General features: G+C 68.4%; 18 protein-coding genes. 11 read left to right on the forward strand and 7 right to left on the reverse strand.

Translation table 11 applies throughout. The features are described 5' to 3' along the window. Positions 1–33 precede the first annotated feature (33 nt). The 3 genes from ACQPY0_RS19800 to ACQPY0_RS19810 all read left to right on the forward strand — a co-directional run bounded on the left by ACQPY0_RS19800 (position 34) and on the right by ACQPY0_RS19810 (position 3,863). Positions 34–921 carry a LysR family transcriptional regulator gene (locus ACQPY0_RS19800; RefSeq protein WP_432990881.1) on the forward strand — a complete coding sequence of 296 codons (888 nt, stop codon included), beginning with the start codon at positions 34–36 and terminating at the stop codon, positions 919–921. 71 nt (positions 922–992) lie between these two features. Then, complete coding sequence (locus ACQPY0_RS19805; protein ID WP_432990883.1) at positions 993–2,483, forward strand: CoA-acylating methylmalonate-semialdehyde dehydrogenase; 1,491 nt, start codon at positions 993–995, stop codon at positions 2,481–2,483. A gap of 6 nt (positions 2,484–2,489) precedes the next feature. Continuing rightward, complete coding sequence (locus ACQPY0_RS19810) at positions 2,490–3,863, forward strand: aspartate aminotransferase family protein (protein ID WP_432990885.1); 1,374 nt, start codon at positions 2,490–2,492, stop codon at positions 3,861–3,863. On the opposite strand, the gene ACQPY0_RS19815 is transcribed toward ACQPY0_RS19810, so the two are convergent. After that, positions 3,839–5,185 carry an aminotransferase class I/II-fold pyridoxal phosphate-dependent enzyme gene (locus ACQPY0_RS19815; RefSeq protein WP_432990888.1) on the reverse strand — a complete coding sequence of 449 codons (1,347 nt, stop codon included), beginning with the start codon at positions 5,183–5,185 and terminating at the stop codon, positions 3,839–3,841. The genes ACQPY0_RS19810 and ACQPY0_RS19815 overlap by 25 nt on opposite strands. Positions 5,186–5,484: 299 nt before the next feature. Between ACQPY0_RS19815 and ACQPY0_RS19820 the strand changes: the two genes are divergently transcribed. Both ACQPY0_RS19820 and ACQPY0_RS19825 read left to right on the forward strand, forming a co-directional pair. After that, entirely contained in the window at positions 5,485–5,976 is a 492-nt protein-coding gene (locus ACQPY0_RS19820) for a hypothetical protein (RefSeq protein ID WP_432990891.1), read from the forward strand. A gap of 91 nt (positions 5,977–6,067) precedes the next feature. Then, complete coding sequence (locus ACQPY0_RS19825; protein ID WP_432990894.1) at positions 6,068–6,403, forward strand: hypothetical protein; 336 nt, start codon at positions 6,068–6,070, stop codon at positions 6,401–6,403. Between the two features lie 303 nt (positions 6,404–6,706). Here ACQPY0_RS19825 and ACQPY0_RS19830 read toward each other — a convergent pair whose 3' ends face one another. Then, complete coding sequence (locus ACQPY0_RS19830; RefSeq protein WP_432990896.1) at positions 6,707–7,504, reverse strand: hypothetical protein; 798 nt, start codon at positions 7,502–7,504, stop codon at positions 6,707–6,709. A 408-nt stretch (positions 7,505–7,912) separates the two neighbouring features. Here ACQPY0_RS19830 and ACQPY0_RS19835 point away from each other — a divergent pair, with 408 nt between their 5' ends. From ACQPY0_RS19835 to ACQPY0_RS19845, 3 genes are all read left to right on the forward strand, one after another. After that, a complete protein-coding gene (locus ACQPY0_RS19835; protein ID WP_432990899.1) occupies positions 7,913–8,263 on the forward strand; it encodes a PadR family transcriptional regulator in 351 nt (116 codons plus the stop codon). Further along, on the forward strand, positions 8,260–9,321 hold the full coding sequence (locus ACQPY0_RS19840) for a hypothetical protein (RefSeq protein WP_432990902.1): 1,062 nt from the start codon (positions 8,260–8,262) through the stop codon (positions 9,319–9,321). Before ACQPY0_RS19835 ends, ACQPY0_RS19840 begins: the two co-directional genes overlap by 4 nt. Positions 9,322–9,563: 242 nt before the next feature. Further along, entirely contained in the window at positions 9,564–10,133 is a 570-nt protein-coding gene (locus tag ACQPY0_RS19845; protein WP_432990904.1) for a hypothetical protein, read from the forward strand. 179 nt (positions 10,134–10,312) lie between these two features. On the opposite strand, the gene ACQPY0_RS19850 is transcribed toward ACQPY0_RS19845, so the two are convergent. Then, positions 10,313–10,594, reverse strand: a complete 282-nt coding sequence (locus tag ACQPY0_RS19850) for a hypothetical protein (protein ID WP_432990907.1) — start codon at positions 10,592–10,594, stop codon at positions 10,313–10,315. Between the two features lie 420 nt (positions 10,595–11,014). On the opposite strand from ACQPY0_RS19850, the gene ACQPY0_RS19855 reads away from it, so the two are divergent. Together ACQPY0_RS19855 and ACQPY0_RS19860 are read left to right on the forward strand one after the other, a co-directional pair. Beyond that, positions 11,015–11,461, forward strand: a complete 447-nt coding sequence (locus tag ACQPY0_RS19855; RefSeq protein WP_432990909.1) for a hypothetical protein — start codon at positions 11,015–11,017, stop codon at positions 11,459–11,461. Positions 11,462–11,516: 55 nt separating this feature from the next. Then, on the forward strand, positions 11,517–12,236 hold the full coding sequence (locus ACQPY0_RS19860; protein ID WP_432990912.1) for a hypothetical protein: 720 nt from the start codon (positions 11,517–11,519) through the stop codon (positions 12,234–12,236). 256 nt (positions 12,237–12,492) lie between these two features. Here the strand turns inward: ACQPY0_RS19860 and ACQPY0_RS19865 are convergent, their stop codons facing one another. Continuing rightward, entirely contained in the window at positions 12,493–13,296 is an 804-nt protein-coding gene (locus tag ACQPY0_RS19865) for a group II intron maturase-specific domain-containing protein (protein ID WP_432990914.1), read from the reverse strand. Positions 13,297–13,302: 6 nt separating this feature from the next. Between ACQPY0_RS19865 and tnpC the strand changes: the two genes are divergently transcribed. Then, positions 13,303–14,751: an IS66 family transposase gene (gene tnpC / locus ACQPY0_RS19870; RefSeq protein WP_432990917.1), complete on the forward strand. Its 1,449-nt coding sequence runs from the start codon at positions 13,303–13,305 to the stop codon at positions 14,749–14,751. A 321-nt stretch (positions 14,752–15,072) separates the two neighbouring features. Here the strand turns inward: tnpC and ACQPY0_RS19875 are convergent, their stop codons facing one another. The 3 genes from ACQPY0_RS19875 to ACQPY0_RS19885 form a co-directional block, all read right to left on the reverse strand. Next, positions 15,073–16,305 (reverse strand): IS4 family transposase, encoded by a 1,233-nt coding sequence (locus ACQPY0_RS19875; RefSeq protein WP_432995276.1) that lies wholly within the window; start codon positions 16,303–16,305, stop codon positions 15,073–15,075. Between the two features lie 45 nt (positions 16,306–16,350). After that, positions 16,351–17,106, reverse strand: a complete 756-nt coding sequence (locus tag ACQPY0_RS19880) for a reverse transcriptase domain-containing protein (RefSeq protein WP_432990919.1) — start codon at positions 17,104–17,106, stop codon at positions 16,351–16,353. 140 nt (positions 17,107–17,246) lie between these two features. Next, positions 17,247–19,007 carry a reverse transcriptase domain-containing protein gene (locus ACQPY0_RS19885; protein WP_432990922.1) on the reverse strand — a complete coding sequence of 587 codons (1,761 nt, stop codon included), beginning with the start codon at positions 19,005–19,007 and terminating at the stop codon, positions 17,247–17,249. Positions 19,008–19,114 lie beyond the last annotated feature (107 nt).

The raw sequence follows: 19,114 nt of genomic DNA on the forward strand, positions 1-19,114 counted from the left end.
CCATTCGAAGAAATCGAACGGAGGATGTTACGAGTGCTGAACGCGAATCGCCTTGCACTGCTGGATGCGTTGGCGCGATCCGGGACGGTGCACGCCGTCGGCGGCGCCCTCTCCTATAGCCCGTCCACGGTGTCGCAGCAGCTCAAGGTGCTGGAGCAGGAGGTCGGGGTGTCTCTCGTCGAACGGGCCGGGCGGGGCCTCGTGCTGACGCGCGAGGGCCGCGCGCTCGCCGAGCATGCACGCGAGATCCTGGCGCGGATGGAGGAGGCCGAGTCGGATCTCGCGCGACTGCGCGGTACGGCCGCCGGCACGATCCGCGTCGCCGTGTTCCAGACCGCGGCGCTCTCGGTGTTGCCGACGGCGCTCGACCTACTGGCCTCGTCTCATCCCAAGCTGCGTGTCGTGGTCAGTCACATCGATCCGGCCCGAGCTCTGCCGGCACTGGCAGCGAGGGAGCACGACCTCGTTCTCGGCGAGGAGTACCCCGGACGTCCAGTCGCCCGTCCGGCCGGGATCACGCTGGTGCCGCTGTTCGAGGATCCGCTTGTGCTTGTCGTCTCCCCCGGCACCGGACACGGGCCGGTCGGTGAGCTGATCTTCGCGCGAGCCTGGGTCATGGAGCCCGAGGGCAGCGACGCGAGGCAATGGGCAGTTGCGGCGTGCCGGGACCTGGGCGTCGAGCCTCGCGTCCAATATGAGTCCCCCGATTTGCTGGTCCAGGTGCGCCTGGTCGAGACCGGACACGCGATCGCTGTCGTTCCAGAGTTGCTCCTTCGCAGAGAGCGGCCCCGCGTCGATCGACTTGAATTTCCGGGCCGTCCGTCCCGTGCTGTGTTCACAGCGCACCGGGCGGCGGCAGGCAACTCACCTGCGGTTACCGCTGTGACGGAGGCGTTCGCGCAGTCAGTCCTAACCCGCTAGCTTCGCGATCTTTTGTACCAGTAACAAAATGACAATTGTGTCAGCATTGCGTGTAACGTACTGTCCTCGGCATGGCGAACCGCATCCCGCACTGGATGGACGGCGCGGCCCGCGCCGGCACCTCCGGCCGCACCAGCCCTGTGTTCAATCCGGCCACCGGTAAGCAGTCCGGCGAGGTCGGCCTCGCCTCGGCCGGCGAGGTCGCGGCAGCCGTTGCGAGCGCGAAGGCGGCGTTCAAGGCGTGGCGCAGCGCGTCGCTGTCGAAGCGTTCGGCGGTGCTGTTCGCCTTCCGCCAACTGCTGCTCGACGGGGCCGGCGAGCTGGCCCAGATCATCACCGCCGAGCACGGCAAGGTGCTCGCCGACGCGCACGGCGAGATCGCCCGCGGGCTGGAGAACGTCGAGTTCGCCTGTGGTGTGCCGCAGTTACTCAAGGGCGGCTTCAGCGAGCAGGCGTCCACCGGAGTGGACGTGTACTCCATCCGGCAGCCGCTCGGCGTGGTCGCCGGCATCACGCCGTTCAACTTCCCGGCCATGGTGCCACTGTGGATGTGCGCCAACGCGATCGCCTGTGGCAACGCGTTCGTGCTTAAGCCCAGCGAGAAGGATCCGTCGGCGGCGCTGTGGCTGGCCCGCAAGTGGCAGCAGGCCGGCCTGCCCGACGGGGTTTTCACCGTGGTGCAGGGCGACAAGCAGGCCGTGGACGCGCTGCTGACCGACCCCGACGTCAAGGCGGTGAGCTTCGTCGGCTCCACTCCGATCGCCGGGTACATCTACGAGACGGCCACCCGGCACGGCAAGCGGGTGCAGGCCCTCGGCGGGGCGAAGAACCACATGGTCGTCCTGCCCGACGCCGACATCGACCTCGCCGCGGACGCCGCGGTTTCGGCCGCTTACGGCGCGGCCGGTGAGCGCTGCATGGCCGTGGCGGTGGCCGTGGCGGTGGGAGACGCCGGCGACCGGCTGGTCGACGCGATCGCCGCCCGGCTACCGAAGCTGAAGGTCGGCGACGGCGCCGAGCCCGACACCGACATGGGCCCGCTGATCACCGCCGAGCACCGCGACCGGGTGGCGAGCTACATCGCCGCCGGCGAGCGGTCCGGCGCCCGCGTGGTGGTCGACGGTCGCACCGCCGACGTGCCGGCCGAGGGCTTCTTCCTCGGCACCACGCTGCTGGACCACGTGCGGCCCGACATGAGCGTGTGGCACGACGAAATCTTCGGCCCGGTGCTGTCGGTGGTGCGCGCCGACAGCTACGAAGATGCCCTGAACATTATCAATGCCCACGAGTACGCCAACGGTACCGCCATCTTCACCCGCGACGGCGGCGCGGCCCGCCAGTTCCAGTTCGACGTCGAGGTCGGCATGGTCGGCATCAACGTGCCGATCCCGGTGCCGGTGGCCTACTACTCCTTCGGAGGCTGGAAGGCATCGCTCTTCGGAGACACGCACATGTACGGCCCGGAAGGCATCAACTTCTACACCCGCGGCAAGGTCGTCACCTCCCGCTGGCCCGACCCGGCCACCTCCACCGTCGACCTCGGTTTCCCCCGGACCCGGTAGGCCTCCATGAACCCACTTGCCACCATCCCGGCCGATGCCGAAACGGTGCAACGGCTCGACCGCGCGCACGTGTTCCACTCCTGGTCTGCCCAGGCGCTCATCGACCCGCTGCCGATCGCCTCGGCCCAGGGCAGCTACTTCACCGACTACCACGGCCGCCGCTACCTCGACTTCGCCGCCCAACTGGTGAACGTCAACCTCGGCCACCAGCACCCGAAGCTGGTCGCCGCGATCCAGGAGTACGCCGCCCGGATGACCACCATCCAGCCGGCCTTCGCCAACGACGCGCGCAGCGAGGCCGCCCGGCTGATCTGCGAAGTGGCGCCGGGCGACCTGAACCGGGTGTTCTTCACCAACGGCGGCGCCGAGGCCAACGAGAACGCGATTCGCCTGGCGAAGCTGCACACCGGACGACACAAAGTATTCGCCGCCTACCGCAGCTACCACGGCGCGACGGCCGGCTCGCTCACCCTCACCGGCGATCCACGCCGCTGGGGCGTCGAGCCGGGAATCGCCGGGGTCGTGCACTACTGGGGGCCGTACCTGTACCGCTCGGCATTCCACGCCACAACTGCGGAGCAGGAGTGCGAACGGGCTCTGCAGCACCTGCGCGACCTGCTCATGGTCGAAGGTGCGCACACCGTCGCCGCGATCGTGCTGGAGACAGTCGTGGGCACCAACGGCGTCCTCGTGCCGCCACACGGATACCTGCAGGGCGTGCGCGAGTTGTGCGACGAGTTCGGCATCGTCATGGTCGCCGACGAGGTGATGGCCGGGTTCGGCCGCTGCGGGGAGTGGTTCGCCGTCGACCACTGGGACGTGACACCCGATCTGATCACCTTCGCCAAGGGCGTGAACTCCGGCTACATCCCACTCGGCGGAGTACTGATCAACGACGCGATCAACGAGACGTTCCAGCGGCGGGTCTACCCGGGCGGACTGACGTACTCCGGCCACCCGCTCGCCTGCGCGAGCGCGGTCGCCTCGATCAACATCTTTTACGACGAGGGCGTCATCGAGCACGCCCGCCGGCTCGGCACCGACGTCATCGGCCCCGGACTGGCCGAGCTGGCCGACCGGCACCCGTCGGTCGGCGAGGTGCGCGGCCTGGGCGTATTCTGGGCGGTGGAACTGGTGCGCGACCGCGACACCCGGGAGCCGCTCGTGCCCTACAACGCCACCGGCGCCGACGCACAGCCGATCAACGAGTTCGCCACGGCGTGCAAGCAGCGCGGGCTCTGGCCGATGACCCACTTCAACCGCACGCACGTCGTGCCGCCGTGCACGGCCAGCGAGCAGGAAATACGCGAGGGCCTGGCCATCCTGGACGACGCCCTTGATGTCGCCGACCGGTACTACCGGGCCGGGCGCAGCGCGTAGGAACCGAGCTGGGCGGCTTCGGCGAGCAGCAGGCCGAGCTCGTCGAAGCCATCGGTCACGCACGCCGCAGTGATCCGGATGTGCGGGGCGTGCGGCAGCCCGTTGACCCAGAACGGCGAACCCGGCGCGACCGTGACCCCGTGGCCGGCCAGGTGGACGAGCGCGGCCGACTCGTCGCGCACCGGCAGCCACAGGTTGAACCCGTCATGCCCCTCGACCGCAATGCCGTACGCCGCGAGGGCGGTGGTGAGCCGGAGTCGGCGTTCGGCGTAGGCGGCTCGCGCGGCGGCCACCTCGGCGCGCGACACATCACTGGTGAGCAGGTTGACCAGCATCGCCTGCAGCAGTCGGCTCGACCAGGCCGGGCCGAGCTGCCGGCGGCCGACCAGCGGGCGCATGACAGCCGGTGGGGCCGACAGCGCGGCGAGGCGCAGGTCGGGGCCGAGCGCCTTGGAGAAGCCGCGGATGTGCACGGTCTGCTCCGGCCGGTGGCCGCCCAGGCTCACCAGCGGACTCTGGCACAGTGCCGCGCTGTGGTCGTCCTCGATCACGATGGTGCGCTCGGGCAACAGCGCAGCGATCCCAGCAGCCCGCCGACCGGTCAAGCGGTGCCCGGTGGGGTTGTGCGCGCGGGGTTGCAGGATCAGGCACGCGGGCTCGCCGGCCAGCGCCTCCCGCAACGGTTCGAGGTCCGGCCCGTCGGGCCCGGGCGGGATGCCCACCACGGCGGCGCCGGCCCGCTGCAGCAGGTCGAGGATCGCCGGGAACGTGGGGTTCTCGACCAGCACGGTGTCGCCGTAGCGCACCGTCTCGGCGATGACCCGCTCCATCGCGTCCATCGCGCCGTCGACCACCATCAGCTCGCCGGCCTCGTAGGGCCAGTCGGCCCGCAGCAGGGCCTCGAGCTCGGGCAGCACCGGCGGATCGAAGTAGGAGCTGATGCGGGCGTCGCCGGGGGCCGTGGTCATCGCCGGGCGCAGCGAAGGCAGCAGCGCCGGGTCGGGCGTTCCGGTGGACAAGTCGAGCCGGCCGGGCCGCCGCGGCTGCAGCGACCCGAACCGGCTCTCAGCGGCCGGCCGCGGGTCGTAGCTCACCGTGGTGCCGGCCCGGCCGCGTGCCTCGATGAGGCCGTGGCGCTGCAACTCCTGCCACGCTTCGGAGACGGTGGTCGGGCTGACCCCGAGGGCCGTAGCCAGCTTCCGCACGGTGGGCAACCGAGCACCGGCCGGCAGCGCGCGATCGTGGATCAGCCCTGCCAGGCACCGGGCGATGCCGCTGGCGTCGCGTTCGGTCATCCGCTCTACGAGTTCGGCGGTATGCATCTTCGCACAGTAACGAATGCCGTCTTGCATCGGCTACTCTGTGCGATTTAGCAACGGTCTTCGTCAGTGTGCGGACCGGGTTTCCCAGGCGGATGGCGACCTCACTGTTGCCTCGATGTTGCGCTGGTCGCGCTGGCGGCTGGCTTCGCCGACCACATCAACGCGGGCAAGCGGCCGGCGCCGGGTCCCCAGTGGCTTCCACGCGGCGGAAAGGCCCGATCGACACGCTGGTGAGCGCGGGCGACGCTGGGCGCGGCAATCGTCACAGGCGATTCATCTGTGGATCAACGGAGGTAGTCATGCCATCTGTGCCGTTTGTTCTCACCGCCGCGCGGAAATGGAGCCAGAAGGACGGCAGGCAGCGCCCGACCGGGTTCTGGGCCGAGGAGTTCGCCGCACCGCATCGCATCCTCGTCGAGGGTGGGGTGGATGTGACGATCGCTACCCCGGGCGGCCTGGTCCCGGTGCCGGACGAGTCGAGCCTGTCGCTGCAGGTGAACAACGACGACAATGAGAAGGTCGCCGAGCTGAGTTCCTCCCTGGCGAAGGTGCAGGCGCCGCTCGACGCGCCGGCCAAGCTGGAGGAGATAGATCCGGCAGACTTCGACGGTGTGCTCATCCCGGGCGGCCACGGCCCGATACAGGACCTGGCGGTCAACCCGACGTGGCCTGGATCCTCGCCGCGATGCTCGGAGACGACAGCAAGGTCGTCGCGTCGCCATGCCACGGCCCGGCGAGTTTCTTCAGCGCCGGGACGGCCGGCCGGTGGCTGTTCTAGGGCCGGAGGCTGACCGCGTTCACCGCGGGGAACAGCAGGTCGGCCTAGCCGCGAACGCTCCGTGGCTGCTCGAGCAGCAGTACCCTGTGCCGTGCCATAACCCGTTGCACGGCATTGAGCTGGGGTTTTGCCTGGCGATGGACGATCAGGTGATGGTGTTTCGGCTGCTGTATCTGATCATGGTTCAAGTGTTCGACTGGCTTGTGTGGCTATCGCGCAGCGACGCCGTCAAGACCGCGGAGCTGTTCGTCCTGCGCTATGAGGTCGCGGTCCTGCGCCGGCGGGTCGGCCGGCCGCGACCGTTGTGGCCGGACCGGGCGGTGCTGTCCGGGTTGACGCGGTTGCTTCCCGGTTGGCTGCGTGGGCATCGTCTGGTCACCCCGGCCACGTTGCTGGTCTGGCACCGCCGTCTGGTCCAATTCCTCACGCCACGATATTGAGATCACACCTGCTGGAGCGAGGCGCTGATCCGAGCATCGCCGCGCGCGGCATGCTTGGACGCCCAATCGAGGGCGCCGCACTTCTGGAGGAACACTGCGAGTGAACAGAGCAACTCCCGACCGGCAAAGCCGGCGCCCGACGAAACGCTTATCGAAACACGGGAAGCCTCGGCCTTGCGGAAACTGGTCACGGTCGGTGACGAACTCGGGCCGCCCCTCGCGCACCGTCCGCGGCGGATGGCCTTTACTGCGATCTGGGCGGTAGCAAGCCGGCCGCACCGGACTACCGGCGAGATGGCCGGATCAACCGTTCCGGTCAGCGCCGCGTAGGAAGGGCTGCAGAGCCCAGTAGTGAGCGGCGGGGGCCGGCACCGAGCCGACGGCGAGGACCCACTCGTCGCCGAGCGTGCCGATAACGAGGTCGCCGTTCTCGAATCGCAGCACGAGACCAGCGCAGACCGCGTCACCGTCGTGCCCGACGATCACGGCGCCGTCGGTGAGCAGGGCCCCGATGGACCCAGAAAGTATGTCCGGAGGTTGTGCCGGACCGACCCTGGTCTCTCCGTACTCGTCCATGTCGTAGGAACGGTATGGATCCTCCTTCGCGAGCAGGAGTTGATCGGCGCGGCCGTGCAGACCGACCGGCATCACATATTCGAAGAACAGCCAAGCGTGCAGCAGACTCTCGGCGTCGGGCTCACGTCGTCCCTGGTACCAGTGCCGGGCCTCCGTCACGGCGTCGAGCCGTCGGCCGAACATGTTCTTCAGCCACGACGCAACCATCTCGGGATCGCTGAAGCCCGCGTACGGCGCCCTGTGCTCAACGCGCAGCGCCTGCCACACGGCGCGGGCAGTGGCCTCGTAGACATCGCCTGTGCTGGTGTCGACCTCAGTGATGACCACGTCTGTCACGGTCACCTTCGCCGCCGCGGGGAGGCCGCGCAGAGCCCACCGAGCGCCCAGTTCGGCTTCACGCCGGTGTTCGTCGGCGGCGATGGCGGTCACCTCGACCTCGGACCGGCTCGATGCCGCTACCTCGACAGTGACCTGAGCGAATCGCGAGGAGCGATTCGTCTGCCGCAGCAGACGGAAGGTCGTCATGATTCTGATGGTTCCAGGCGGTTCCGCCCTCGACATGTTGGACCCAAACAAAAACTGGCAGAGCCGGCGCCCGCTGGAACACCAAGGTTGATTGCACGGGGGTGGCGTTACACCCCGACTGCCACCTGACCGCCCGGCAACATCCGATTCTCGGCAGGACAGGAAGCCTCGGGCCCGTCGAGCCTGTCACTCGCTGTTACCAGCGGTGTCCTGACGCTGCGCAACACCTGCGGCATGAGCGGACGCTGAGCTTCCACGCCCCAGTGGATCGAGCCGCCATCCGGGCGCGCCGCCGTCGACGTGTGGCTGGAACAGGGTTCCGGATGCGGCGACGACGCATCTGTATCCGAGTTGTGCCGGGCGGTGGCGCGCTTTCGTCATACCTTCGCAGCCGATATATTGGCTCGCGTGGAGACCCCGCTGCGAGAACCCACGTTTCTGATCCTCACGGCCCTGGCCGGTGAGCCTTTGCACGGGTACGGCTTGATCGCCGAGGTGGATCGGCTGTCCGGCGGCCGTATCTCGCTGCGGCCCGGCACGCTGTACGGGGCGCTCGACCGGCTGGTCGACGCCGGCCTGGTGCGCGTTGACCACGAGGAGATCGTCGAAGGCCGGTTGCGTCGCTACTACCAGCTCACCGAGCCCGGCGGCGAGGTGCTGGCCGCCGAGACCGAACGCATGCGCCGCAACGTCGATGCCGCAACCGCGCGGTTGCGGGCCATCCAGGCTGCGCCCCGCCTCAGTGGAGGGGTCGCGTGAGCCCGGCGGAACGCCGGCATGACCGCCCGGAAGGGCAGGACCAGGGAGGCTCGGCCATGACCGATCTGGAACGCCGCTATGCGCGCTGGACGGCGCTGTTCTATCCGGCCGACTATCGGCGGGAGCGTGGTTCGGAGCTGGTGGACACCTACCTGTCCCTGGCCGCGCCCGACCGCAAGAGACCTTCGGCCGCCGACGTCGTGGACCTCGCGGTCGGTGGGCTGCGCCAGCACCTGCGAATCGCGCAAGGCCTCGGTCCCGGTTTCCGGCTCGCCGGCGTGCTCGCGCTGGCCACGCTGGCCGCGTTCGCGACCGGGTGGGCGATCTTCGAGGCGGTGGTGCCCTGGGCGCCGTGGTTTCGGCAGCGCGGGCCTTTCTTGTCGCTCGGCGTCCCAGTGTGGGCGGCCTGGTTGCTGGCCGTCGTCGTGCACGTTGTCGCACCCGGCCGGTGGTTCCGGTGGGCGGTCGGCCTGGCCGTGCTGGTGACTGCGGGCGTTGCGATGCTGACCGAAACCTACCGGCCGCCGCTGTTCGTGCTGCTGCCCCAGCTCGTGCTCGGTATCGTCGCGCTCGGCGCGGCCGGGCCGCAGTCCTGGTGGGTTCGGCTGATACCGCTCGCCGCCGCGGCAGCGAGCGTGCCGGTCGCTGCCAGCGCCGCGCCGCGCTTCGTCTTCTCCGGCGACTACTACTACGAAGCCGCCGCGACGGCATTGCCGGCCGCTGCGGTGACACTGCTGATCGGCGGGACGCTGCTCGCGCTCGGCCTGGCCGCCCGGCACGACTACCGCGGCGTCTGGGCGCTGCTGATCCTGCTCACGCCGATCGGCATGCTGGCACTGAACCCGCTCGGTGCGATGCTCGACGACGCCGGCCCCGGCAGGCCCGTCATCCCGGCGTGGTCATCCATGGTCGCCGCGTCAGTGCTGGTATTGACGGTCGGCCTGGTTTCGATGCCGCTGGCCCTCGCGGCGCGGGGCCGACTGCCGTCAGGTGGCCGACCGGTCCGCACCGACGCGGGTCGTTGCCCAACCTGCGGCGCGCCCTCAGGGACGGCGTAATACTCCGGCGCTGAACGGCGGTCCCGACCCACGACCGGGGCCCGGATTCGCGACTCAGTGCCGACCGAGTGCACGCACATCGGCGGAGTCGGTCGTCCGTCGCTGGGAGGTGCCGCGCGGGTCGCGGCAGATCCGGACGTCGAGATCACCCAGTGGGCCCGCGGCTTCTCTTGCCGTCACAGCCGGGAGACCCGTTCGACGTAGTACGATGCCGCACAGCCCACGCCAACAGAACCGGAAGCATGGCGACGGACGTCTGGGGATTGCTGGCCGAGGAGCAACGGCCGGCATGGTCGTTCGTGCCTCTTGATCGCGTCGGCCCGTTGGCGTTCGGCATGACGCACGAGCAGGTCAGTGTGGCGGTGCACGGCGTCTTGCGAGTTGACTTCTCGGCGGGTTGCCCGGGCAATGAGAAGTGGGCGGTCTTCTCGCATGCGCCAAGCCCTGGCCCGAGCTTCAGTGGGCCGGCGGTCACCACGTACTACGACGCGTCGACGCGCCTGGCGGGTATCGCTGTCGATGCATTGCGTGGCCCACAGGTGTTCCTGGATGGGATGCGCCTGGTGGGGCAGACGCCATCGCGTTTGGAGGATCGGTTCACCGAGTACCTCGAGGCGTTGGGCAGAAAGGGGCAGTACTCCCAGGCTGCCGATCCGTGTTCGGCCTCACTCGGGCTGGTTCTCCGGGTGCAGCGAGCCGGCGACTTCGTGTTGAGCCGACCGGTGATGGTGGCCACGAGTTGGGCGGACCGCTGCTGGGATACGTCCGAAAGTCGCATTCCGCAGGAGGAGTGGCGAACCTACGCGGCATGAGTTCGCATCCCGCGGTCTGATCCACGATCCTCGTTACAGGCCACACCGTGTCGAGCGGTATCCGCACGACGTCACTGTCGATGGTCGTATCCGCCCTTGCGTGCAGTCCTGTCCAGCCGAGGCATCGCGACACGGGTCTCATTGGTCATGACCGACGAGAAACCCATCGTTTCCAGCCGTCACGACTCCATCGGAAGTACGCGTCGATGCCGCAGCCAGGTTTCGAGTTCCTCGATGGTCCCGTTCACCGGCGGTTTGTCAGCGGCAAAGTACGAATACGGCGCAATGGCCACCCCCTCGACGACGAGGCGGCTGTCCTCCTCGGGCGCGCCCGGGTCCAGATCTCGGGCCGACAGCGACGCCATGGAGAAGATCGCGAACCCAGCCGGCATGTCGAACCCGATGTCCGACGGAGTGCTCGAGTGTCCGTTGGCGGCCAGCTCGGCGATCACCTCGTCCATGAACCGGTAAGTCAGCTGCCCCTTCGAAGAACACCTGGTCTTCCGGGCCGTAGCCGACCTCGACGAGTTCAACAACGTCTTCCCGGTCGTAGGTCACGACAAGCATCGGGTCCGTGGTGTCGTAGACGGCTCGGCAGGCAAGGGCCCCAGAGTCATCGCGGTCATGAACCGGACGCCCAAGCCGCCGTTCGACCTCTTCGCGTACGTCACCGATCCTCACGGCTTCGACACCGACTCCGGCGATGATCCCCATTCGCCAATGGTGCCGAACACCCGCCGATCTTCGGTGAGCAAGTCCCGTGCGCTGTCATCGGCACGATCGGAAGCCCGGCTCCCGCCGGGCTATTCACCGTCGGTGACGAGCCACCGGCCGGTCGCCGAGCTTCCGCGCGGAGAGTCTCTGCTGCCATCCTTGCCGTCATGGTTGACGTGTCGGTCGAGCAAAGCGGCGATGATCCCGCCGTCATGCGGGTGAAGCTGCAAGCGCCGTCGTGGGAGTTCAACTTCCGCGCGCATCTGAGCCAGCTCGGCCAGCTGCGCTCGATTCGTCAAGCTGACTGGACCTCTCGCCGCTCGTTGCAGATCGGCGATGTTGCCGGCGTCCCGGTGCACTGGTGTATCAACAAGGACGACACCGCGACGGCGCTGATCGGCTCGGACGACGAGGCGTGGGATATCGCCTTCGTGATCCCGGTCGACACGATCGACCGCCTCGTAGTCGAAGCCGCCGATTTCCTGCCCCCGCCCGACCCGCCGGCCGTGCTTCCCGGGACAGCTGGAGATCTTCTGATCGAGCTGCCCTCGCCGCGCCAGCGTGACGGTACCGCCGAGTGGCGCAAACTACCGGCGGCAGATCCGGAAACGTGATCATGCGGTGTCGGCCAATCGGTCGAGCGTTCGGTGCTGTCGATATGGTTCGATGGTGACGTCCACGAATGACGGTGCCGTCGGGTTCCAGCAACTGCCCGGGCGCACCGTCGACCGGTCAGCTACATACGAGATGATGCTGCGCGATCTGCTGTCGCTCGTCGGCGCGGAGGCACCCGGGCTCGACGAGGGTCGGCGGTTCTGGCGGGCCCGCGCCCGACGGGCCGTCAGCCTTGCCGTCGCCGTCCGGGTCGAGCAGGCGAGCGAGGCCGGCCCGGTGCCCGACGAATGGTATGAGCCGCTGATCCGCGCCGCGGTCCACGAGCCGGACCCGAGCTTCGTCCGGGACCTCGTCCAGCCGGCCGTGTCAGCCTTCGGCCGGCGCCGCGTGCGCCTCGGCCTGCTCGCCCACCTCGAGAACGGCCCGACTCCGGACGCCGCAGGCGCTGCCCGGGCCTGGTACTGGACGATGGTCCCGCTGCGTTACCTCGCCGGTGCCCGCACCCCGACCGCGGAAAGCATCGAGGAACAGGCCCGCTATCACGACCTTGACCGCCGCTACGCGGACACCGCCCTACGCCGTTTCGTCGCCGACGACGACCTCGACCTCCGCCGCTGCATCCTGCCCGGCCTGAACCTGACGCCCGAGGCATACCCGGCCGACTTGCGACCGCTGGCGGCCCGCGCCGTCGAAATCGCCCGCAGCTCCCACGACGACTACCTCCGCCACCGCGTCGAGATCCAGACCCGCCTTACGCCGTCCAGCACCGAATAGCACAAGCCATAGCGTCACGCCGCCGCACCGCTACCCCGGTCCGCTCTAGGAGATTCGCCGACGCAGACTCGGCCCAGCCCCCAGAGCACCCCGGGCTCCCGAGCACCTGAACCAGCCCGGCCACGTGCACCGACCATCCTACCGGTTAGCCCAAGGAACGTCGGGTAGCCCCGACGCATTGCTGCGTCGGGGCCCCCTCAGATCCGTGCATGCCACTCGTCGCGGCATACGGCTCAAGCAAGCCCCGGAGGGCGTGTCAGGCGTAGAGATTGGCTGGGTCTTTGCGGGCGCCGGTTGCCCGGCGCTGGCAGTGTGAGTGAACCAGGCGGGTGTCGTCCTGGGCGGGCCCGTCCGTGTGGGCGATCACGTGGTGCTTGGTGATCGCTTTGCGGGTGGCCCGGTGCCATTGTTCCCATTCGGTTGGGCTGCGTGGCTCGTGGTCGGCGTGCAGGAGGAGTCCCTGGCAGAGTTCGCAGCGGCCGTGCTGCTTGGCGAGCAGGATCAGGACGCTGCGGTCGAGCAGGGGCGGGTTCTTGCCGCGCCGCCGGGCCCAGTAGTCGGTCAGGGCGGGGTCGTCCGGAGACGCTGCGCCGAGGACCAGACTGTGCCGGACGATCTTGGTCCAGCCGAACCGGGGCAGCCAGGCACCGTTGTCACGGTTGCCGAAGATCCACCGGTCCTGGCTGGCGGGGTTGAACCGGCCGTAGTACCGGGAGATGATCCAGGACTTCGGTTTGTTCTGGTGGCTGAAGCAGGCCCACTTGTAGGTGAGCTGCCACAGGTAGTGGTCCAGGGCCGCGAAGATCCTGGACGACGCCGCACCCCGGTAGTAGTTCGCCCATCCCCGCACGATCGGGTTGATCTTCGCGAGGACGGCCGCCGCGTTCGCGCCACGCAGGGCGCGGATTTCGACGGCCAGGCGGTGTTTGACCCGCTTGACGGCGGCCTTGCTCGGCCTGGTGATCAGTTTGCCGGCGTGCCTGCGGATCGTAAAACCGAGGTGACTGATCAGGTGTTGGTCGGCGGGTTGACTTGACCTGCGTGGTTTGTGCTGGATCATGATCGGGTGTCCGGATCGCCGTCCATCGTGGAGCTGCTTGAGCGGCTTGCCCGGTTGGAGGCTCGGATCGGTGCGCTTGAGCGTGAGAACGGCGGGCTGCGGCAAGAGAACGCGGTGTTGCGGGCGGAGAACGCAGATCTGCGGGCCCGGCTCGGGCAGGACTCGTCGAACTCGTCGAAGCCGCCGTCGTCGGACGGCCTGGGGAAGCCGGTGCCGAGGTCGTTGCGGCAGCGGTCGGGTCGCCGCCCGGGCGGGCAGCCCGGCCATGAGGGCCGCACGCTGCGGCAGGTCACCGACCCGCACGAGCGCATCACGCATGAACCGGCCGGCTGCGGCCGGTGCGGTGATGACCTGAGTGGTGCCCCGCTGGCCGCGACGGTGGTGCGGCAGGTGTTCGAGCTGCCCGATATCGGGGTGCGGGTGAGCGAGCATCGGATCGTGTCGCGCCGGTGCGGGTGCGGGCAGGTCACCGCGGGCCGGGCGCCGGACGGGGTCGATGCCCCGGTGCAGTACGGGCCCCGGGCCCAGGCTGCCGCAGTGTATTTGCAGCAGGCGTTGTTCGGGGCGCAGGCGCGGACCGCGCAGGCGATGGCGGATCTGTTCGGGGTGGCGATGTCGGCCGGCGCGGTCGCTGCCGCGCACGCTCGTGCCAGCGACGTCCTGGCTGATTCGGAGTTTGTCGATCAGGTCCGTGACGCGCTCAGCAGCGCGAGCGTGGTCCATGTCGACGAGTCCGGGTTGCGGGTCGCGGGGCGGCTGCACTGGGTGCACGTGGCTACCACCGGCAAATACACCCTGGTATGGGTCCATCCGAAGCGTGGCCGGGCCGGGATCGACGCCGGGCAGATCATGGGCTGCATGACCGGGATCGCCGTGCACGACGCGTGGGCCCCGTACGACACCTACACCCCGGGTGGACACCAGTTGTGCTGTGCGCATCTGTTGCGCGAGCTTGCCGCCGCCGGCGAACTGGCACCCGAGGCGGTGTGGCCCGGACAAGCGACAGACGCGCTGCTGGCACTCAAGACCGCCGCTGACACCGCCCGCGCTGCGGGCCGGACCGGGATCGACGCGGAGCTCCTCGCGGAGCAGACCGGCTTGTTCCGCCAGGCCGCCCTGGTCGCGGTCAAGGACCACCAGCACGAGACCTGCAAGACCGGCCGGAAACTGACTGCCCTGGCCCGGCGGATGCGCGACCGGATCGACGACTACCTGCGCTTCGCGACCGATCTGCGGTCCCCGTTCGACAACAACACCGCCGAGCGGCAGATCCGCATGGTCAAAATCCGGCAGAAAGTATCCGGCTGCTTACGCACCCTCGACGGAGCCCAGCAATTCACGCTGATCCGCTCCTACCTCGCCACCGCCGCCGCGCACGGCCGCAACATCATCAACGCCCTCACCGAACTCGCCACCGGCCATCCCTGGCTACCCACCGCCGCAGCCACCACCTGATCAGTCACAAACCGAGGAAGTCGAACCCGTCTTCCAGTGTCACGATCCGTGTTTTGGCCTCGTTGAATGACAGGCCCCGCGGGGCCAGCCACTCGGCCATGCGCGTCTTGACCCAATGCCGTTCAGATAAGGCCGTCTGGGCAGGCCAGTAACGGTGTGGGTGGGCCGGGATGGCAGGTGATCCGGTCGGTGGGGCGTTTGACGCGGTAGGAGTTGTGTCGGGCGCGTTTGATGACGCGGGGGCAGGTCCGGTCGCGGCGGGGTGGGTTGGGCTGGCTGCGGATTTCGGTGAGCGCGTCGGTCAGGGCGTCGGAAAGGTGTTCAGGGGGTGATGGCCGCCTGGTCGGTGACCTGGCGGCGCACGACGCGAAGGCCTTTGATGAACGACATCCGGTCCGGGTCGTAACCGGCTGGGTCGGCGGCGTCGAGCAGCAGCGCGCGGATGGCGTAGTGCGCCAGCAGCAGGCCCCACATTTGTTGTTCGACCAGGTCCGGGGTCTTGGAGCGGAGGACCTCACCGCGGCCACGCAGGTCGGTTTTCAGTTCGTCCAGCGCGGATTCTTCCTCCCAGCGCTGGTGATAGGCCTCGGCCAGGTCCCTGGCCGGGGCCTCGTGTGGGTCGGTGATGGTGGTGACCACGACGATCAGGTCGCCGTCAGGGTTGCGGTCGGGGACGGTGTACTCGACCACTCGGACCAGACGGGCCAGGTCCGCGGGAACATCGTGGCCGGCTCTGGCCTGCTCGACCAGCCGAGCCCGCCGCTGAGCACTCAGGCCGGGAGCGTAGATCAGCGCCTGGTAGGAGCCGTCGGGCAGCCAGCGCAGGTGCCCGACCGATACCGACGCGCCGATCCGCCAGGCCAGGTCAGCGCCGGTGGCGGCGAACGCCTGGAACAGTTCGTAGGAATACAGGCCGGCGTCGGCCATGACCAGCATGTTCGGGCCGACCGCGCCGGCAAGGCCAGCGGCCAGAGTGCGTTCCCCGGTCCGGCAGCCGCCTAGCACCGCGCCGATGATGGCGTGGCTGCCGCACTCCGCGAGGGCGGCGACGTGCACTTTCGGGTACGCCGACGCTTTCGGCCCGGACCCCATCCGGCCGAACCGTTCCGCATTGTCCGGGGTGTCGGCCACGTCGAAGCTGGTCGCGTCGATCGCCATCAACCGGCGCCGGCCGAGCCAGGCGCCTTTCGTGCCCGGCGTGGCCAGGGGCACCGCGGCCCGCTCGAACAACGCCTGCATTGGCTCGACACCGAGGCGTTGCCGGGCCTGGGTGATCGCCGACTTGGTCGGGACCTGCCAATCGTCGTCCCAAGAACCGAGTTTGCGCAGGTTACCCACCAGCCTGCGCATCACCTCGTCGTACGACTCGGCGAAGAACAACCCCATCGCGATCACATACCGGACCATCACGTGCGCCGGCAGCCGCCGGGACCGCTGCTCCCGCCGCTGCGTGCGGTTGAGGACCTCCTCGAGGAGGTCGCGACTGAACCGGGCCGACACCACACCCAACCCGACATGGTCGGTCAACCGACCCCACAGCCGTTCCTCCGCCATCGATGACGTCACGGCCAGCCACCGTACCGGCCTCCACAATCGACGTCAGCTCACCACGCTGACCTCGGCAGAAGCCTTATCTGAACGGCATTGCGTCTTGACCTGCTCGGCCTGCTGCCGGGAGTGGCAGAGGGCGACCATGTCGTCGGCGTAGACCACCAGGGCCGGGCAGCCTCGCTTCGTGCGAGCCGGATCGCTCGCCTCGTAACGGACTCCGGCCGCTTCCTCCAGCCCATGCAGCGCAACATTCAGTAATAACGGTGAAATGACACCGCCCTGAGGGGTTCCCTCATCGGTCGGTGCGAATCCCGCGTCTTTCTCGAACACGCCCGCTTTCAGCCATCGGCGGATCATTTCCCTGCCGGGGAACGTGCCGAGTTCGGCTGATAGTCGGGAATGGTCGATCCGGTCGAATGCGGCGCTCAGGTCCGCGTCCAGCACCCACCGGCGTTGGGGGTTCTTCCCGCAGCCCATAACGTGGATGACGGCGATGGCGTCCTGGCAGCTTCGGCCCGGCCGGAACCCGTATGTTCGGGGCGCGAACCGGGCCTCCCACTCTGGTTCCAGTGCATTCCGAACACGTGCCTGGTGGGCGCGGTCGGCTATCACGGGAATTCCGAGCGGTCTGCGTTTTCCATTGGCTTTCGGTATGAACACTCGGCGGACCGGCTGGGGCTGGAAGGATCGCGCCGTGCGGTGCACCAGCACGGCCAGATCCATCCGGGCGGAGGAGGTCAACGCGACCTGCCCGTCCACCCCTGCGGTCGCGCGTCCAGCATTGCGTTGCGTCACTTGCCGCACGCTGATCAGCGTGTTGGACCAGCTCCGCAGCGACACCGGTGGGCCGGCGGCGAGGTGCCTGCCGTGCGGGCAGGTCCTTTTCCGCCGACCCCCGGTCCGAACCACGCGGGCACTTTTCAATGCACGTGGCTCTCCAGTGGCTATGCCGTGGCAGTGGTGAGGGTTCCCGCGTGGATGGCCTGGTGGCAGGGGATGCAGACGACGAGCGTCTTCCTGCGCATCCTGGCCATGCGTTGCGCCCACGCGGGCTGCGGTCGTCCCGGCCGGGTGAGGTCGGCGAGCTTGCGGACTTGGTGGACTTCCACGGGCGCGTGCCGCTGACACCACTCGCACCGGCCCGCGCGGAGCCGGGTGACCAGTTCCTTGCGGGTGGTTGCCGGGACTGCCGGGCGGTCGTCGATGACCGCCTTCTTCTGCCGTTTCAGCGGGATGCCGCCGAACCTGGCGATCAGTGGTTTCCTGCCCGGCCGCTCGGTGACGGCCTCGAAGCAGTTCCGTTTCCCGTGCGGGGTGTCGACCTTGGCCTGGTACTTGCGGGCCATGCGGGACACCCGGGAGCGGTGCTTGGCGGCCAGCGTCTTGAGCATGGAGGTCTTGGCGGCCCATTCGAGCCGGTTGAACCTCCACACGTCGCCAGCGAGCAGGTAGTACTGAACGATGCCCCGGTACTCGGCTCCGTAGGTGCTGATGATGAGTGAGTCATCGAAGTTCAGCAGCCCGGTGCGGCGCTCGGGTTTGCCGTGCTGGAAGTACGGGGCGCATTTCGCCTTGATCACCGCCAGGGGCACGCGCAGCCAGACGGACCCGTTGACGTGCGGGCGGGTTCTGCTGTGCTGGACGGTGGCCTCGTAGCCGAGGAAGGACGCAGCGCCGGTCCTGGCGTGCGTGAGCAGGGTCTTGTCCTCGTTGAGTTCCAGCCTGAGATCGTTACGCAGGAACGCCGCGAGGCGGCTCTTGATGTCCTCTGCTTCGGCTTTCGGTCCGGCGAACCCGAGGAGGGCATCGTCGGCATACCGGACATACCGCAGCCGCCGGTAGCCCGGATCATGGGGATCCGAACTGGGCAGGCTGCGCTGCTGCGCACGCAGTTCCCGCGCCTTGGCGTGGTCGCCGCGTGTACGTGCGCGTCGGGCTGCCGACCTTAGCCTGAAGTAGGCAGGGTTGGATGCCCTGCGCTGTCCCCGGGTATATTCCGGCATGAGAACTGTCCCGACGAATTCGTCCATCCGGTGCAGGTAAATATTGGAGAGCACGGGCGACACTACTCCGCCTTGCGGAACGCCGCTCAGCGTGTCGTGGTATTCCCATTCTTCCAGGTACCCGGCTTGGAGCATCTGTTTGATGAGCCGCAGGAACCGGTTATCGTAGATGTTCTCCGCCAGGGTCGACAGCATGACCTCATGGTCGAAGCTTCCGAAGCAGTCAGAGATGTCGCTCTCGATAAACCAGGCTGTCCCGGTCCACGTTTCCGCCACCTCGCTCAGCGCGGAGTGGCAGCCGCGACCGCGACGGAAACCATGCGAGCGGCCGGAGAACTGCGGCTCGTAATACGCCTCCAGCAGGAGACGGACTACCTCGCCAACCAGCTTATCCGACCAGGACGGCATCCCGAGGGGTCTCATCTTCCCGTTCTTTTTCGGAATGTAGACTCGCCGCACGGGCTGGAACCGGTAGCGCTCGTGGCGCATCGCATCGATGATGCGACCGATCTCGCCCCGCGACATGCCGTCTGCGGTTTCCCCGTCTGGCCCGGGTGTCATCGCCCCCTTGTTGGAGTAGATGTTCCCGTATGCCAGAAAGTACAGCTCCGGATTGAACAGCTGTCGGAACAGTTCATCCACCGGCAGGCCGCGCCTGCCGCGTTCACGGAGGACACCCAGTACCGTTTCGGCGCTCTGCATTTCGCATACCCTTTCAGTATCCGGATATCCCGCCACCTGGTGCCCTTCGCCCTGCGGACGGCCTTCCCGTCCCCCTTGGTGCGGCGTTACTCGCACGACTACTACGG

This window comes from Dactylosporangium sp. CA-233914 (assembly GCF_050942935.1).
Classification (GTDB): Bacteria; Actinomycetota; Actinomycetes; order Mycobacteriales; family Micromonosporaceae; genus Dactylosporangium.